Origin of the sequence: Litoribacter ruber (assembly GCF_018449405.1) — a bacterium.
Taxonomy (GTDB): Bacteria; Bacteroidota; Bacteroidia; order Cytophagales; family Cyclobacteriaceae; genus Litoribacter; species Litoribacter ruber.
The window spans coordinates 1-17,915 of sequence record NZ_JAHCMY010000022.1 but is presented as its reverse complement, the minus strand read 5'-3'; the positions used below and the strand labels follow the sequence as shown (position 1 = coordinate 17,915).

The following is a 17,915-nucleotide window of genomic DNA, read 5'->3' as shown; positions in this document are numbered from 1 at the left end:
TGTTTTAGTTTAATGTATATTTTATTTTACTTTTAAATATCATGTAGTTCATTATCAATATTGATACAAATTGTAAATCCCTCGCACTTACTATATCTCCACTTGTTAGAGAAGAAAGGAAAAGATAAATGAAGATTAATGCAATGAATGAAGGAATTTGATATTTACTTTTTATTAAATGAAATGAATAATATAAGCTAGGTATTAATAACAATAAAAATGCTATTAGTCCAATAAATCCATAATCAATAGTATACTCAGCAATAAGATTGTGAGGATAATTTAAGCCTGTAAAATAGCCAAAACCAAATGGCCCCAATCCCAATAAACCCATTTCAAAATTTTCCACTAAATCAAAAATAATTTCAAGCCTAGTATAACGAAGCGTATCTTCATAGTTTTCTAACGCCTGGAGTCTTTGAACCACACTAAGATCTAATTGAACAATAATTAGATAAAGAGATGTTGATACTGTGACAAATGAAATTATAATTAAAGATTTTTTTACTGCACTGTAATTTGAAAATATAACATAAATGGCTAGAACAATCAGCAAAAAAAGTAAGGCTGCTCTTGAAGCTGTAACAAAGATCAATAGTACACAAATTGCCAATACAAACAATGAAAATAGTTTTTCTTTAAAACTATTTTCATTCAAATATTTTATGAAGGCTGCAATAATGATGACACCAGCCGTTTTTGCTGCAGCTAACGGACTTATCCTAAAATCATCCCTAAATCCTCCTCTTTCTCCAACACCCATTTCAGCCAAACCGGAAGCAAATAGCACAGTTATAAGAAAAAAGAACCCATATAAAACTAGCCCATCCATCAGCCTTAATAAAAACTCATCATCCCCTTTTATACTAAATAGGCACAAGCCAATTATTGGCCAATTAAAGATCATAACTTGCCTAAAAGTTTCCAAACCACGAATATTATTTGGATTGATGCCAATAATGAAATAATGAATAAATAAAGAGGAAAGAAATAAAATTAGAGAATATGTGATAGGATTAGAAAGCCTAGCTTTTGATAGTATAAATTTTGGACATTTCAATAAATACAAAAATACCATAATTACAAAATAACCCATACCAACAATTTCACTTCCTAGCTGGTCAAATATTATCAATGGAATATGTTGAAAAAAAATAATAAATGCCCAAAACCTTTGGTCTTTTTTTAAAACATCTTTTGATAAAAAAAATGTGATAAAAACTAATACTATTATAGAAAAAACAAGTTTCATTTACAAAGTTTAAAAAACTTTAACAGCTTAAATTAATTATTCTTTAATATTTGGAAAAATTTATTAGCATTGTAGACAGAACTAAATTTATCTGAATAATTTCTTGAAAATTCTCCCATCTTTTTCCACTTTTGTTTATTCTCAATTGCATTTTGTAAGACCATGTAATAGGAATATGTTTTTGGAGTATCTATTAGCCAACCGTTTTTTCCAGGAATTATCATTTCAGATGGCCCACCCTTTTTAAATGCTATTACTGGTAATCCAGATCCTAAAGACTCTGCTATACTTATACCAAATGGCTCTGCATCTATTCTACTATTCACATAAACATCGATTGAAGCGTAAAACTCAGCCATTATTTCTACTTGTCCAATAAAATGGATATTGCTTTTAAATTCTTGTGCAAGCTTTATACAATGCTTTGCATAATGTGTATCAAGTGGTCCTCCTGCTACCAATAAATGAACATTCTTATACTTCCTTAACAATTTAGTAAAAGCTTCAATAAGTAAATGTTGTGCTTTTCTTTTTGTAATCCTAGCAGCTACACCAAATACTGCCGAGTCTTTAGGTATAGAAAGATTATCTCTATAAGACGGTTTAGTTTCATATCTTGCTATTCTATCATTATTGAAACCTGGATATACAAAATCATTACTTACACTACCTATTGAGTTCATTGAATATTCACTATTCCCAATCACTTTAATATCATACTTTTTAGCCAATCTGCTAAAATAAAATTTTTCAAATACACCATTAACAGATATTGGCATATGCCAGTAAAGTTCCACTTTTAATAGCTTAGAAACTCTAGATGCTATCTTGGTAAAAAAATGTCTCCTAAATATAACAGCATCATATCTAGTTAAACCCATTTTATCAATCAAATGAAAAGCTTTTCTATTATAATCATGAACTTTCCGAATATTATTTAATTCATTAAAAGGAGTGATTCCTCTGTTACTCAAATTTAATCTTGGTAAAGTAAAGTAGGAATTTACTATTCTTTTATACGTTTCAGATGAACCACCTTCCCCAATAATTATAGCATCAACCTCTACTCCCTTTTGAATCCAATATTTTATAAATTGTTGCTCACATTGATATACCCCTCCTCCGTCATTTCCACTAAGTATCTTTAGTATCCTCATTTTTTCAATAATTCTTTTGTTAAGTTAATATTTCTTGATTTATAAGTAACCTAAAACCAACGGGCAAAGTTAAAACAGATGACACAAATAAAATAATTAAAATTAGGTCTTTACGCCTATAATCTTAAAGGAAGTACCACTATAGATGACAGTAATATATCTTTCAAATTAGTCTTTTATAAAGTAATTAATAAATTTCCAAAAATAGTTTGCGTAATATACTGTTGTAACAACATGATGTGCTACATTCAAGTGGATTAAATTTAATATTTCATACTACAATCCCGTAATGGGAGCTTTCGTCATATTACCTTTTGAACTAGTACTACTTTAAAAAGGAAATCAGTTCTTTATATTACCATTAACAAGTCCATATGAATTAGGAGCAATTAAAACACCATCTTTATTGTCGTAAAGAATTTTTACTAGGTTTTGGTTATTATCCGAAGATAAGGGTTGGCTTTAATATAGAAAACTATGAGTTTCTCGATAACATTGATTTTAGTAAGTTTATACCCGAGAATTAAAATCAACTTATTATAAAGTGTCTTTTATCACATGCAGCAGAAGTGGAAAAAGTGTTGAAGCCTGCATAATCTTGAAAGCATGATACTCCTCTTTCTAAACATTAAAAAAAAACTATCGCACTGGTTAATAAATTCTATCCCTGTCTTTGATAAAACTAGAGATATTGGTTAGGAACGATTTAAAAATACTAGTAAATTACTGATTTAAAATAGAATTAAATTTCGTGAAGAATTTTCTATGATGACATATAGAATTAATTAGGTTTTGTCAATTTAATTCGTTTTAACGACTCCTTTAAAAAAGGAAAAGACATATTTCTAACACTCTTTTTAAATAATTTATATGCCAATTTATTACTTTTAAAATTTCTTATATTATCTTGATTCGCAGGGACGTTATAATCAGAAGAATACACTGCAAAGCTAGAAAGTATTATTTGTTCTTTCTTTTTCTCTAAATTAAGGCTGACCGAATTTTCTATATACCTTCTTAAATATAATACTTCTTTAAGTATATATCCTTTTGAATATTTGTGCATTCGAAGCCAAAGGTCTATATCTTGAGCGTATTTATAAAATGGATTATAACCTCCTATTTTATTATATAATGTTTTTCTAAACATCACCTCACCATGAGAATATCTATTTTTACGAACTAGCATATCGTAAGTGATATCCCCATAATATGGGTCATAGAGATGTTTTTGGCTATTTTTTTCATTAAATCTTCTACACGAAACAATATCATAACCTTCATTATTCAATAAAAATCTTATTTGCTGTTCAATTCGAGTTGGAAATGAATAATCCCCTGAGCCATGAATAGCGATATAATCTCCTTGAGCAATCTTAATAGCATCAATAAAACTTTGAGTTAAGCCTTTATTTAATTCATTATTGATTAACTTGACACGGGGATCACCATTTACCGTTTGTATTATCCTTTCATAAGTTTGATCGGTAGAATTATCATTTATAATTATTATTTCTAAATTTTGATAGCTTTGATTTAACAGGCTTAAGATGGAATCAGTTACGTAATCCTGTCTATTGTAATATGCGGTAAGTATACTAACTAATGGTAGATTCATAAATTAACTTAAATCAAAGAATTTTATAAACATGATTAATATCGCGACGTGGAGAGCGAGCTACCTTCACATTTGATTTGTAATTACCCACGGCGATAAACATAATTACTACATGCTCATCTGGAATATCCACAAGTTTTCTAAGCATCTGATCTTTTTTATTAGAGGCAGACCAGTTTAGTGGACAATTAGCAATCCCTATAGAAGTAAGTGAGTAAATCAAAGACATTGCAAACAACCCACCGTCAACAAATGCTTGATTTCTTTCTTTTCCCTTCTCAAAACATTCAAGAGATGCTGTCACAATTAAAAGATTGTCTATTTCATGACCAAATCCATTGCTACCTGCTTGCAATCTAATTACCTTCTCCCTTAAATCTTTACTATCTATCAGAAATGCGTGACCAGACTGTCGGTTACATACAGAAGGTGTCTTTTGAGCTATCTTAACTGCCTCTACAATTTTTTGCTTGTCTACAGGTTCACCTGAAAATTGTCGCGTGCTGTATCTATGGGTAGCAAGACATGAGAAAGAGCCTTGTGTCTTCTCAATGATGCTCTCTTTAGTCATCTCGATTGTACTTGAACCTCCGCTGAAGCTTTCCAAATTCAGTGTTTTAATAAAATCAAAAGTGGCCTCAAGTTCATTTCCTTGATGATGGCTTAAATAACTTTTAACAGCAGCTAAAGCCATTTGATATTCTGGGTAATCCTTAGGTAGTGACCTTTTCCCATACTCTCTAATTAAAAAACTGAGCTCCTTCATTTTTTCAAGACCAAACCCCTTCCTGACATCAGATAAACTAAAAGCCTTCTCAAATGAGTGAGAGCGTTGTAAGAGCCTGAATTTTAGCTGACGGTCCGTTAAACTATTTATATTAATAATAGAATATTTCGCATATCTGTTCAGATCATATATGTAATCTTGAAACATTGGAATTTTGGGAGCCATTTTCTTTATGACATCCTTAAACAATTTTGTAATCATCTATTTAATTGTTTTTGAAGACTTGACTTTTTTCATCAAATTTTTGAGCTCATCTTTATCTAAGATATAAATCAACCCACTGTACAATATTAAAATAAAAACAATAATAATATAATAATTTACGTATAACACATCATACAATAAATATGAGAAAAGCATAGTGATTGAAAAGGCAGTAACAGGAACTTTTAGACAAAAGAATAAATCAAAATAGGTTATACCGATAAGTTTTTTCAGGAAATACTGAGAAATTATAACGAAGAAAACCTTATTGATAAGTACAGCATATGCTGCGCCTTCAACCCCATATGCCAATATACCTACATATATAAGTGGAACATACAAAAAAATAGCTTTGAAAGTTTGAATCTTAAATTCCAATGATGGATAACCTAACCCTCTTATAAGAGCAGATACGCTGTTAGTCATCATAGTAAATATGATAGAAACACTCAATATTTTCAAAGGAATTACAGTATCTAACCATTTTTCTCCAAAAAAGTCAGTGATAATCGGCTCACCTAATATTATAAACACTACCATTATAGGATATACAACGACACTGTTGTATTTTATCAGAAAGAGGAAATATTTCTTGATAGATTTAGGATCATCCTGCTTTTTGCCATAGACTGGATACATGACATTGCCGAGTACGGTTGTAATTTGACTTTTTAGGGTATCTGTAAGAACAAATGCAAGTGTGTAAACTCCCAATGCAGAAGCCGAAAGTAATTTCCCTATTATTAAATAGTCAATTTTGTTACTGAAGTTATTAGCCAATTTTGTCCCGGTTGTATAGATTCCAAAACCGAATACGTCTTTAAAAGCTTCTCTTTCCCATATCAATTTTGGCATCCAACCAGTTGATTTAAAATACAATGGCATCGCTACTATAATAGTCGTAACGGAGTTGAAAACCAATGCCCAAACCCCAAATCCAGTAAATGCCAAGATAAGAGATAAAACTCCAGAAAATATTACAGAAGAATTCGTTATCAATGCAATTTTCTTAAAATCCATTGAGCGCGTAAGCTGGGCTTTGTGTACAAGATTAATTGGACTGGAGAGAACACCTAAACTCAAAACGGGAACAAGGTTTGATAGAATAGGCTCATCGTAAAATTGAGCTGCCAAAGGACCACCTATAAATGAGATAATAAGATATATTACAACAGACCAAATGACGCCAGTCCAGAAAGCTGTGTGAAAATGAGCGCTTCTAAGTTCTTCCTCACGCCTTTGAATTAAAGCTGCCCCTATTCCAACGTCATTTAGCACTTCTATAAAGCTGATAAATACAATAGCCATCCCTACAACACCAAAGTCCTCCGGCAAGAGAATTCTGGCCAAAACAAGCTTTATAACAAATGCAAAGGATTTATTAACAACCATTTGGATTACATTCCAAATGACTCCACTAAAAATCTTACTGTTTAAGCTGGTGCTTGTAGAACTCATTTTATTTTGAAGCTTGACTGAAATACTTAAAACTATTTCATTTTGATTCAAAAATTTTCAGAATATTTTATAGTTAAATCACAACTTGTAGCCCGATTAACTTTTCCTCCAAGTTTTCATATCCCCTGGCAATCTGCCAAGCACTTTCGATATGGGTTTCACCTTCTGCAGTTAGGCCAGCTAACAATAAGGCCATACCAGCTCTCAAATCTAAAGCTTTTACCATTGTTCCCACTAATGGTTTTCCACCATCTATTACCAACATATCTCCTTCAACACGGAAATTCATTCCCATTTTTGCCAACTCTTCCGCGTAACCATATCTTCCAGGAAATCTTAAATCGACAATTTTTGAAGTTCCTTCAGACATGGCTCCGTATACTGCAATTAATGGTTGCATATCTGAGTTTATCCCCGGGTAAGGTCCAGTACTAATCTCCAAAGGGTAAGGGCTTCCTCCTCTTACAATAACAGAATCTTTTCCTTGGTATATTTTCATTCCAGATTCCTTCAGAAATATTAAGGGAACATCCAGGTGTTCTTGTGGGAAATTTAATATTTCTACATCTCCCCCTGTGATAACGGAACCGATAGCCCAGGTCAATGCTTCCATATTATCAGGAATCACAGCATGCTTTATACCACGTAATTGATCTACTCCATTTATGACAATGCATTTCTGACCGTAGACGCTTATCCTTGCGCCCATTTTATTTAGCATATCTACTAGATCTATAATTTCCGGTCTCACATGGGGATTCCAAATAGTTGTTTGACCTTTTGCTAGGGTTGCGCATAAAATGGAATTCTCTGTTGCACCAGTAGATCTCATCGGAAGATGGATATCATTACCCTTAAAACGACCAGACTCTACTTTAGCACACAAATAATCATCTTCCTCCCATACCTTTGCTCCCAGTTGCTCCAACAGCATCACATGCAAATCGTACTTTCGCTCTCCCAATTTACAACCACCGGGCAAAGGAACGCGACCTTCCCCAAAGCGGGTTGTTAAGGCCCCCAAAATTAGTAATGTATTCCTGATTGATCTCCCTTCCCAATTCAAAATTGTAGAAGTTTTAGAATCTAATTCGGTAATGTATGCAACATCTTCAAAAGTCTGAATTTCCTTACCTAACACTTTTAACATATCTAAATGAACTTTTACATCTAACAATCCATTTGGAAAATTGGTTAATTCTACTTTTTCATCAGTCAGCAATGAAGCGGCTAATAGTCGTAATGCACTATTTTTTGCACCACTCAGTCGAACTTTGCCCTCTAATTTGGATTTCCTTACTAGTATATTTGATGTATAGTTAAGTTCCTCTATTTCTGCATTAAGTAATAGCTCTGAATTCATAAGGGATTCGTTAATTAAATTTTAGATAGTAGTAGTAGTAGTTGAAGTAGTTAAGAAGGGGTGGTTGTTATCAGACAATTTATTTATTTCTGCATTCCTAATTTCGTGAACAATTTCAATCGACTGTTTCGCATGGCAAAATCTTTCATCGGTCAGAATTTTTGTAGGTTATGGTATATTGGTTATTTATTATCTCGTACTTGAATTGGATACTTTCTTAATTTTCATCTATTTCAAAACTTGATGTCAAATCCTCAACCGACAAATTACTATTTTATCTAACTTATAGCCTTGCATCTATTTGGCCTTTCTTTAGCACCCCTTTCACATCGTAAATGACTTGTACATCTGATTTTACAAGATGAAGTTCTTTAAACTCCTCATGACCCACAGCTAAAATTATTGCCGAATATCCATTCAGGTCCAATGAGGATTCATCGGCCACTTCTTCACCCATTGGGTCTACTAAAAGTTCGGCTTGAACCTTCTTTTTCATCAACTGAATACCATATTCATTTCTCACCTCAATGGGATCCGCCCAAGGATCATACACATCCACTTCCATTTCAAATGCCCGCAGCTCATTGTATATATCTATCACCCGAGTATTTCTTACATCAGGACAGTTCTCTTTGAATGTAAATCCTAGAATCAAAACCCTGGCTTTTAGCACAGGAAGATTCTTATGCATCAAACACTTGATCACTTCGGTAGCAACATGGCTTCCCATGCTGTCATTGACTCTTCTACCTGCCAAGATGATCTCCGGATGGTAGCCTACTTCCTGAGCTTTTTGGGCAAGGTAGAATGGATCCACACCTATACAGTGACCGCCTACAAGTCCCGGTTTGAAGGGAAGGAAGTTCCATTTGGTTCCCGCGGCTTCCAATACCTCCTGGGTATCTATGTTGAGCAGGTTGAAGATTTTAGATAGTTCGTTGACAAAGGCAATGTTGATGTCCCGCTGGGAGTTTTCGATCACCTTTGCCGCTTCGGCCACCTTGATAGAGGAAGCCAAGTGGGTTCCGGCGGTGATCACTGACTTATAAAGATCATCTACATACTTGGCAGCCTCCGGAGTGGAACCGGAAGTCACCTTCAGGATTTTGGCCACCGTATGCTCCTTATCCCCCGGATTGATACGCTCAGGTGAGTATCCCGCAAAAAAGTCCTCGTTGAATTTCAGACCGGATGCCTGCTCAAGCACAGGCACACATTCCTCCTCGGTTACACCAGGATAAACCGTGGATTCATAGATCACCACATCCCCCTTCTTAAGCACCTTCCCGATCATCTGGGAAGCCTTGAGCATGGGAGTGAGTACCGGTTTGTTGTGCTTATCCGTAGGCGTCGGCACCGTCACGATATACACATTACAGCTCTGTATCGCCGTCACCGCATCCGTCACGCACAAACCCTTATTTTCTCTATCCAAAGCCATGCATCCATCAATAAGTACCGCCTGAAGATCCTGGTCTTCTACTTCCAGAGTCCTATCATGCCCCTCATTGAGCTGTTTTACCCTTGTTGGATCTATATCAAACCCCACGGTCCTATATTTCTTTGCAAATTCTACAGCGAGAGGAAGGCCTACATAACCTAGGCCGATGATTGCGATTTTGGTATCTTGTAATGTTAGCATACGATAGGCCCTATGGGCCGGTTATTATTCCGCTCGCGCGGAACGCTTAAAGTTTATATTTTATAGTTTAAAAATAGTTTGAGGTTTGAGGTTTAAGGTTTATGATTTACGAGAACCACTTAAACAATAAACGCCCGCAGGGCAAGTAAGCCATTAAACCATTTCCATTGGTAGTTTGAAGTTTGAGGTTTAAGGCTTATGGCTCACGAAAATACTTAAACCTTAAACGCCCGAAGGGCAAGTAAGCCATAATCCTTTTTCCAATGGTGGTTTGAGGTTTGAAGTTTAAGGCTTATGGCTCACGAAAATACTTAAACCTTAAACGCCCGCAGGGCAAGTAAACCCTAAACCATTTCCATTGGTAGTTTGAAGTTTGAGGTTTAAGGCTTATGGCTCACGAAAATACTTAAACCTTAAACGCCCGAAGGGCAAGTAAGCCATAATCCTTTTTCCAATGGTGGTTTGAGGTTTGAAGTTTAAGGCTTATGGCTCACGAAAATACTTAAACCTTAAACGCCCGCAGGGCAAGTAAACCCTAAACCATTTCCATTGGTAGTTTGAAGTTTGAGGTTTAAGGCTTATGGCTCACGAAAATACTTAAACCTTAAACGCCCGAAGGGCAAGTAAGCCATAATCCTTTTTCCAATGGTGGTTTGAGGTTTGAAGTTTAAGGCTTATGGCTCACGAAAATACTTAAACCTTAAACGCCCGCAGGGCAAGTAAACCCTAAACCATTTCCATTGGTAGTTTGAAGTTTGAGGTTTAAGGCTTATGGCTCACGAAAATACTTAAACCTTAAACGCCCGAAGGGCAAGTAAGCCATAATCCTTTTTCCAATGGTGGTTTGAGGTTTGAAGTTTAAGGCTTATGGCTCACGAAAATACTTAAACCTTAAACGCCCGCAGGGCAAGTAAACCCTAAACCATTTCCATTGGTAGTTTGAAGTTTGAGGTTTAAGGCTTATGGCTCACGAAAATACTTAAACCTTAAACGCCCGAAGGGCAAGTAAGCCATAATCCTTTTTCCAATGGTGGTTTGAGGTTTGAAGTTTAAGGCTTATGGCTCACGAAAATACTTAAACCTTAAACGCCCGCAGGGCAAGTAAACCCTAAACCATTTCCATTGGTAGTTTGAAGTTTGAGGTTTAAGGCTTATGGCTCACGAAAATACTTAAACCTTAAACGCCCGAAGGGCAATAAGCTTTAAACCATCATAAGCGCCCGAAGGGCAAATAAACCATAAACGGCGCTCCGCGCCCCCCCCCAGCTTCGCCCGGTCAGCCCCATCAGGAACCTAGCAAGCATCAAAAGCTGGAGCAAAGGCAAAGGAAAAAAAGCATTTCCCCATCAGAACCCATACGGATCCCTAGCATACTCCTGAACTCCCAGAAGAATCGGTTTTATTGTATTATGAGTGAGTGGTTTGAACTAAGCAGCCACAAAGATGAGGGGAAGATTTGGCAATTCATATACCGCGATCGGGGTATTTTTCAAAAAATTTTCAACAAGTATTCATATAAATGCCGGAAAAAGGTAATTAATTGTCGGAAAAGTAATGTAAATGGGAAGTAGGTCTGCGTGACGCTACTTAGGGGCAATAAGAGTTCACGCCCGCCTACCGGCCGGCAGGCAACGGCGCAGCGAAAAAACGCGGCGACCGCAGCGCTTCCATTGCGCTCGTGGCGAGCACTGCGCGCTGAGCACTGGGCACTGTGCAGGATGAAAGTGGGTAACGGGAAGATGGCAGGATTATACCCTTGAAGTGAACACTACATCAATTGCGGAATTCTCTCTCAGCGCTCCGCGCTCAGTGCCCACGGGTCTGCACTGCGCGCTGAGCACTGGGCACTGTGCCGGAGGAAAGTGGGTAACGGGAAGATGGCAGGATTATACCATTGAAGTGAACACTACATCAATTGCGGAATTCTCTCTCAGCGCTCAGCGCTCAGTGCACACGGGTCTGCACTGCGCGCTGAGCACTGGGCACTGTGCAGGATGAAAGTGGGTAACGAGAAGATGGCAGGATTATACCATTGAAGTGAATACTACATCAATTGCGGAATTCTCTCTCAGCGCTCAGCGCTCAGGGCACACGGGTCTGCACTGCGCGCTGAGCACTGGGCCCTGTGCAGGATGAAAGTGGGGAACGGGAAGAAGGCAGGATTATACCATTGAAGTGAATACTCCATCAATTGCGGAATTCTCTCTCAGCGCTCCGTGCACAGAGCTCACGTACGTGCACTGCGCACGGAGCACTGGGCACTGCGCGGGATGAAGGTAGCTAATGGGAAGAGGGCAGGATTGCAGCATTGAAGTGAACACTCCATCAATTGCGGAATTCACTCTCAGCGCTCCGTGCACAGAGCGCACGTACGTGCACTGCGCTCGGAGCACTGGGCACAGCGCGGGATGAAGGTAGCTCATGGGAAGAGGGCAGGATCGCAGCATTGAAGTGAACACCACATGAATAGCCGAATCTCCTCTCCGCGCTCAGCGCTCAGTGCACAGCGCTTTGAACGTGAACAAGGCACGCCGTGCTGATCGGATTGAAGGAGGACAGCAGAAATCCACTTTTGAGGAAGACACTACCCCAACCGCGGAATCCCCTCTCAGCGCTCAGCGCTCAGTGCACAGCGCTTTGAACGTGAACAAGGCACGCCGTGCTGATCGGATTGAAGGAGGACAGCAGAAATCCACTTTTGAGGAAGACACTACCCCAACCGCGGAATCCCCTCTCAGCGCTCAGCGCTCAGTGCACAGCGCTTTGAACGTGAACAGGGCGCTTAAAAAAATCCCCTCCCCCACTAGGATATTAATTCGGTATTTTATTATTTCATGCATCAATTCTTTTCGTTCACAATACTGTCCATATTAGGCGGTGAATTTTTGACAGAATCTTGGTCTGATGGTCGGAAGTAGCTTACTTCGGTCTTCGGTCTTCCGTCCCAAAAGTTAAAAGGCAATTGGCTACTGGCTTCAATGAGGGCAAATTAATTATTTAACCATGTTTAAAAAACTTTTACTTTCTATTTGCCTAGTCGTATTATTGGCAACCAGCGGCAAGGCACAGTTTAATCGTGACCATTTTTTTATCAGTGCCGGGCCCTCCATGATCTATGGGGATAACGCTGGTATTTATTCGGATTTTAGATTTAGAATCTTGCCGGCAATAGGAATTGGTTACAACTATGAACTATCCAGACATTGGGATTTGAGAGCCTCCATTGGTAATCAATGGATATCGAGCGGTAACTATTATTCAGCTGAAAGCAGAAGAGCCCGATTATGGTCTGAAACTGATGAGGCCATCCGGTTCAACGGAACAGCTATCTACGCCGATATAATGCCGACGTTCCAACTGAACCCCAATATAAGGGGTCGGGTCGGTAATGTGGTGAATTACTACATGGGGGCCGGAATAGGATTAATGCACTCCAGCCGACAAGATAAACTTTTAATTGAAAACCCATTTACGGAGACTACCGGTTTGGCGGAACAATCTGGAAGCACAACATCTCTATATGTGCCCTTACGCTTTGGTGTGAGCACCAATCTGGAACAAGAGTGGGATATAGCATTTGAAGGTTCTTCATTCATTGCTTTTAGCAGTGATATAGATGGCAATACTTCACAGTGGAAACAAGTCAAACCCGATGTTCTTTTGCAATTTCAAATAATTGTGAAAAGATATATAGGAAGATATTAGTGTTTTGAGGCACGGAAGCCTACAATTCATTAAAAATTTACCATTCTTCTCAACAAAGCTAATTAAGCTCTCTCCTAAAAGCCCTATTTGTTTTTTTAGAATAATCCAGTTTTCTTTATGGGTTGTTTAAAGTTTAGTTTGATGAAAAAATCTCTTTTACTGGCCCTGACATCTTTGTTTTTTTGGGGTCACACTGTGCAGGCCCAACATATCAGGGACCATATCTCTGTTGGAATAGGTCCCTCCTTTCTTTATATGGATAATGAAGGCGGCTATAAGCGACTTGATTTTAAATTGCTACCAGTGTTTACCATCGATTACAATCGTGATATTTCCAACCACTGGGATCTCCGAGTTACATCGGGTAACCAACTTATCGGAACCAATGGCAGCCTTTCCCCCAATTCGCAAAGATCGCAAGATTGGGGAAGCCTGGGAATGCCAACTTATTTTTCAGGATCAGCCTTCTTTGTAGACTTTATGCCAGTCTACCAATTCAACCCCAACCTCCCCGATCATGATATCAATTTATTTAATGTTTATGCCGGTGTAGGTTTGGGAGGAATGATGGTAAGCAGAATAGATGAGATTTGGGTTGCTGAAGATCTCTTCAGAACCGAGCGCAACACCGAGCCCATCGCCTACATCCCCGCCCGCTTCGGCATCTCCAGCAACACCCTCACCGATTGGGACGTAGCCGCCGAGTGGACCTCTTTTATCGCCCTGAGTTCACGGGTAGACGGTGTCACCGACCAAAGAAAGCGCACGTATCAGGATTTGATGTTTCAGTTTCAGGTTAAGGTGAAGAGGTATATTAGTAGGTAGGGGCTGAAGTACGAAGGACGACGAAGGTGGTGCGGGATGAAAGAAGGTAAAGGGAAGATGGCAGGTTTTAAACAGTTGATGTGAAAAATACATCACTGCCGAATCCTCTCTCAGCGCTCAGCGCTCAGTGCTCACGTACGTGCACTGCGCACTGAGCGCTGAGCACTGGGCACTGCGCGGGATGAAATAAGGTAACGGGAAGATGGCAGGATTATACCATTGAAGTGAATACTCCATCAATTGCGGAATTCTCTCTCAGTGCTCAGTGCACAGCGCGTGGAACGTGAACAAATTACCCGGTCTCCCCTTAGGATGCGCCCTCAGGGATCGAGCAATTATAATTGTTAGGTTTCAATAATTATTTCATTCTCAATTTTTATCACCTCATATATTGGAATATTAGCTCCCAGAACTTCAATCGAAAAGATGATTGCGTAAGGCACTTCTTCTTGGTTTTTATCCCAACTTTTGTGTGCCTTTACAGCGATGCTTAATTCCTCCGGTAATTCATAAGATTTGATAATGGCCCAGTCTTTTTGTACCGTTGAATTCGTCCTGCTCAAATCCCTAATTTCACCATGATTAGTTTGGCCACCTAATTTCCAAGGTACACCGTATAATCTTCTTCGGGTACCACGGTCGTATTCGGTGTTTGTCCCTTCAATCTCACTTAGTACATAACTTTTATATTGATCATATGATTCTTCCAATTTTGAGCTCTCCCAATCAAGCCAAGTTGCCAGATAGGATTTTAAACGCTGTCTTGTACGCCGAACCTTCGATGTGAAGGCTAAGGTTACTTCAATTAAGATTTCAAAATCGTCCTCCGGTTTTCTCAATATCTCTGGAATATCTACTTTATATACATGAGCTTGTTCAGCCTTAATTTCAGAAGTGTTGTAGAAAGTAATCCGATGCTCTGTATTTCTAGTCACCCTCTCCAAAGAAGGAACCCCATATCCAAAAAACTTTATGTCTTCAAAGACAGGCTCTCGAAAGCGACCTCGCGGTAACCTAGCTCCTTGAACCAAAAGTGCTCTAAGTAAATTGTTATTTTCAGTTGGGTATAACTTTTTTAATTGTGCCAGTATATGTGTTACTTTTGGAGCAGCAAATGAAGTCCCGACCTCATCTTTTGAAATTGCTGGTCCACCATTTATTGTGGATCTCAAAAGCTCAGGGGATAATTCTTCTTTTTGACTTATATGACGAATAGAGTTTTTGGATACTACTAGCCCTCCTCCAAATTCTACAACATCTGGTTTTGTCATTTCCCAAATGCCAAGTCCTATTCTAGAGAAAGGTGAGACCTCACCTTCCCTGCCTAATGATAACCAGTCTTGATCTTCAAATTCAGCAGAATTAATACTGCCTACTGTAATTGCAAAAGCACTTTGCCCGGGGTTAGCTATTCTACAATAAGGTTGGCTTAAATAAGCAGGGTATTCTAACCCATCAGCAAGGTATTGTTTGATCGAATCCCGATATATGTTACCTGTGACAAGAACAAAATTTACCCCTTCATGGTGAATCAATTCATCAATAGCTGAAGCCCATGAAGACATATGCTTCTTTCTAAATACTGCTTTTGAAGATATGGATAAATTAAATAATTGGCAGTCTCCATCGTCCTCAATAATTCTTTGAAGAAGAGAGGCAGGATAATGATGCGAGAGGCTATTGGTGCTATCCAAAACCCTAATATTACGGAGAAATGTAGGCAAAGTGTATGGAGAAGTTAAGCCGGCAATACCTTCAGGATAGAGTATAGCCCCTGCAACCCTGGTCCCGTGCCCATTGGGATTTACAAAGTCTGCAGTGGAAGGATCAGTGGAAATATAGGAAATGGAACTTCTTATGGCACCATCCAATAGCCTATGATTTTCCTGGATCCCACTATCAATAACTCCTACAGTTGGGGAGTCCTCGTTAGGTGGAAGAATATCTAAACTTTCTCCCAAAGAGGTTCCGGGGTCACTTGTATGGATTTCAATCTCATCTTTTTCGTTGACCTCAAATACAAAAGGGTAATTTATAACCAGATCTTTCAGTCCCTTGCCAGAAATTACGATTTCACAGCTGAAACTGTCCTCTAGTTCTATATAAGAACTTTCAATGATGCCATAGTGAGAGATAAATTCCTCAAAATGAGATTGTCTATCATTAAGCAATTTGTCTCTTTCTTCTAATGCCTTGGTGTAGTTTTGATGCCTGGAGGCTCCTCCTCTTTGTGAGATATCCGGTTCCTTTGGAGTGGGTCTGTCAAAGGCAATACCTACCTCTAAGTGATATTGCTGATCATCCTGGAGGTTATACCACTCTTCAAAAAGTGTCTCAGATAAAATATGCTCAGGCTTCCAGCTAGATCTATTCCCTTCAATGATATTCCAAAACTCTGCAACCTTTCCTGTACCACGTTGCTTTTCTAGAAAACCATTGATTTTTTCTTCAAGTGCATAAAGATTGTCCAAAGATGCGGCAACAACGTAACCATCATCACTTTCTGAAATTATCTCAATATTGTAATTGAGAAGGTTAAAACCAGTTTCCTTTAGTTTATTAGGATTGATTTCCAAAAGGATTGGCTGAACATCAGGGTCAAGAGGCGCCAGATCTTTTCTCTGGGAAATATCCTCAAGCCATTTTCTCCGGTTTGAGTCAATTCTTGTGGTTAAAAATTCGACATGCTCCCTACGATGGGATTTTATGTGTGTAGTCTTCTCACTTTCACTTCCGCCTCCAAATCCTCTGGATTTTCCCTCAACTACCTGAAAAAATTTCAAATGCGGAAATTGTTCCATTATCTTAAGTATTTAAAAAACGATTTTCCATTAAGGCGTTCTTAATATCTTCCGAGCTGATACTTTTGTGTGAATGAATGATTGATTTTTTTGCCGCATCATGAGCGACCTTCTCTACAATTGCAAAAGAAAGCCCTTCCATCATCTGCGAAAACTCGGTTAGGTCTACATCATCATGAAGATGTAGGGATGAAAATGAATTTTGCAGGAGCTTTTTTATTTCTGGGATTGTAGGTTTCGGAAACTCAATGAAATCATCAAACCGTCTAAAGAGGGCCTTATCCAGACTTCCCTCCAGATTGGTGGTTGCGATCAACAGTCCCTTACCATTGTATTCTTCCAACAGACCTAAGAGAATATTGACTATTCTATGAATTTCTCCAACGTCATTTGATTTCGGGTCTCTTTGTTTTCCAATAATATCAAATTCATCGAGAAGGAGTACACAAGGGTAATCTTCAATGCTTTCAAAGAGTTTGTTAAGATTAGATGCGGACTCTCCTAGGTAGGAAGAAATTATGGAATCAAATCGAACTTTGTAAAACGGCAATCCGAGGTCCCAAGCAATCTTTTCTGCAGCCATACTTTTCCCACAACCTGAAGACCCATAGAATAAAATTCGTTTTCTTGGTTTTAGACCATGATGGGCCAGCCTATCCTGAGCCAAAAATTCTTTCTCAATTCTTTGAACCTTGCTTTCTACTTCCGTTGATAATACCATATGGTATCTTAGCTTTTCGTGTGGAATATGGGAAGCTAGTGGCAGCCTATATCTCCGGTCAACAGGCAGTTTAAATTCATTAGTACGAATTGGCTTTAGTTCCTGTTCCTTTTGTTTGCCAAGGTTGTCAATCAGAATATGCTCCAACTTATCAGCCAAATGAACATGCCCCTTCTTGCGCTCTTCATTAACAATATTAAAAGCGATCTTCATTAAAGGAGTTTCTTTGTTTCCTTCAATTGACTTAAATAAGCGGGTCAGTAAAGCCTGATTCATTATTGGGGGTCCTTTTTATCCGAAACAAAACTTTAATGCACGGAAGTTCGGTGTTTAATAATACTCTGTTGCACTAAACCTACGGTAGCTTTCAAAACTGCTCGAT

General features: G+C 38.3%; 11 protein-coding genes. 2 read left to right on the top strand and 9 right to left on the bottom strand.

Annotated elements, in window-relative coordinates:
* Nucleotides 1-4 precede the first annotated feature (4 nt).
* The 7 genes from KI659_RS17830 to KI659_RS17800 all read right to left on the bottom strand — a co-directional run bounded on the left by KI659_RS17830 (nt 5) and on the right by KI659_RS17800 (nt 9,481).
* On the bottom strand, nt 5-1,252 hold the full coding sequence (locus KI659_RS17830; protein WP_213946744.1) for an O-antigen ligase family protein: 1,248 nt from the start codon (nt 1,250-1,252) through the stop codon (nt 5-7).
* A 32-nt stretch (nt 1,253-1,284) separates the two neighbouring features.
* The gene (locus KI659_RS17825; protein ID WP_213946743.1) at nt 1,285-2,409 is read right to left on the bottom strand and encodes a glycosyltransferase family 4 protein; all 1,125 of its coding nucleotides are present in this window, start codon (nt 2,407-2,409) and stop codon (nt 1,285-1,287) included.
* Between the two features lie 781 nt (nt 2,410-3,190).
* Complete coding sequence (locus KI659_RS17820) at nt 3,191-4,027, bottom strand: glycosyltransferase family 2 protein (protein ID WP_213946742.1); 837 nt, start codon at nt 4,025-4,027, stop codon at nt 3,191-3,193.
* Nucleotides 4,028-4,040: 13 nt separating this feature from the next.
* Nucleotides 4,041-5,015: a nitroreductase family protein gene (locus KI659_RS17815; protein ID WP_213946741.1), complete on the bottom strand. Its 975-nt coding sequence runs from the start codon at nt 5,013-5,015 to the stop codon at nt 4,041-4,043.
* Complete coding sequence (locus KI659_RS17810) at nt 5,016-6,527, bottom strand: lipopolysaccharide biosynthesis protein (protein WP_246535466.1); 1,512 nt, start codon at nt 6,525-6,527, stop codon at nt 5,016-5,018.
* Nucleotides 6,528-6,549: 22 nt separating this feature from the next.
* Nucleotides 6,550-7,839 carry a UDP-N-acetylglucosamine 1-carboxyvinyltransferase gene (locus tag KI659_RS17805; protein WP_213946740.1) on the bottom strand — a complete coding sequence of 430 codons (1,290 nt, stop codon included), beginning with the start codon at nt 7,837-7,839 and terminating at the stop codon, nt 6,550-6,552.
* Nucleotides 7,840-8,122: 283 nt separating this feature from the next.
* Nucleotides 8,123-9,481, bottom strand: a complete 1,359-nt coding sequence (locus KI659_RS17800) for a nucleotide sugar dehydrogenase (protein WP_213946739.1) — start codon at nt 9,479-9,481, stop codon at nt 8,123-8,125.
* A 3,003-nt stretch (nt 9,482-12,484) separates the two neighbouring features.
* Here KI659_RS17800 and KI659_RS17795 point away from each other — a divergent pair.
* Both KI659_RS17795 and KI659_RS17790 read left to right on the top strand, forming a co-directional pair.
* On the top strand, nt 12,485-13,186 hold the full coding sequence (locus tag KI659_RS17795) for a DUF6089 family protein (RefSeq protein ID WP_213946738.1): 702 nt from the start codon (nt 12,485-12,487) through the stop codon (nt 13,184-13,186).
* A gap of 141 nt (nt 13,187-13,327) precedes the next feature.
* Entirely contained in the window at nt 13,328-14,011 is a 684-nt protein-coding gene (locus KI659_RS17790; protein WP_213946737.1) for a hypothetical protein, read from the top strand.
* Between the two features lie 344 nt (nt 14,012-14,355).
* On the opposite strand, the gene KI659_RS17785 is transcribed toward KI659_RS17790, so the two are convergent.
* Nucleotides 14,356-16,812, bottom strand: coding sequence for a S8 family peptidase (locus KI659_RS17785; RefSeq protein WP_213946736.1), 2,457 nt, complete (start codon nt 16,810-16,812; stop codon nt 14,356-14,358).
* 4 nt (nt 16,813-16,816) lie between these two features.
* Nucleotides 16,817-17,809, bottom strand: coding sequence for an AAA family ATPase (locus KI659_RS17780; protein ID WP_213946735.1), 993 nt, complete (start codon nt 17,807-17,809; stop codon nt 16,817-16,819).
* Between the last annotated feature and the right edge of the window lie 106 nt (nt 17,810-17,915).

Bases quoted from the DNA above. Each gene is read 5' to 3' on its own strand.
- KI659_RS17800 (WP_213946739.1), bottom strand. From the start codon at position 9,481: ATGCTAACATTACAAGATACCAAAATCGCAATCATCGGCCTAGGTTAT.
- KI659_RS17825 (WP_213946743.1), bottom strand. From the start codon at position 2,409: ATGAGGATACTAAAGATACTTAGTGGAAATGACGGAGGAGGGGTATAT.
- KI659_RS17805 (WP_213946740.1), bottom strand. From the start codon at position 7,839: ATGAATTCAGAGCTATTACTTAATGCAGAAATAGAGGAACTTAACTAT.
- KI659_RS17830 (WP_213946744.1), bottom strand. From the start codon at position 1,252: ATGAAACTTGTTTTTTCTATAATAGTATTAGTTTTTATCACATTTTTT.
- KI659_RS17820 (WP_213946742.1), bottom strand. From the start codon at position 4,027: ATGAATCTACCATTAGTTAGTATACTTACCGCATATTACAATAGACAG.
- KI659_RS17795 (WP_213946738.1), top strand. From the start codon at position 12,485: ATGTTTAAAAAACTTTTACTTTCTATTTGCCTAGTCGTATTATTGGCA.
- KI659_RS17815 (WP_213946741.1), bottom strand. From the start codon at position 5,015: ATGATTACAAAATTGTTTAAGGATGTCATAAAGAAAATGGCTCCCAAA.
- KI659_RS17790 (WP_213946737.1), top strand. From the start codon at position 13,328: ATGAAAAAATCTCTTTTACTGGCCCTGACATCTTTGTTTTTTTGGGGT.
- KI659_RS17780 (WP_213946735.1), bottom strand. From the start codon at position 17,809: ATGAATCAGGCTTTACTGACCCGCTTATTTAAGTCAATTGAAGGAAAC.
- KI659_RS17785 (WP_213946736.1), bottom strand. From the start codon at position 16,812: ATGGAACAATTTCCGCATTTGAAATTTTTTCAGGTAGTTGAGGGAAAA.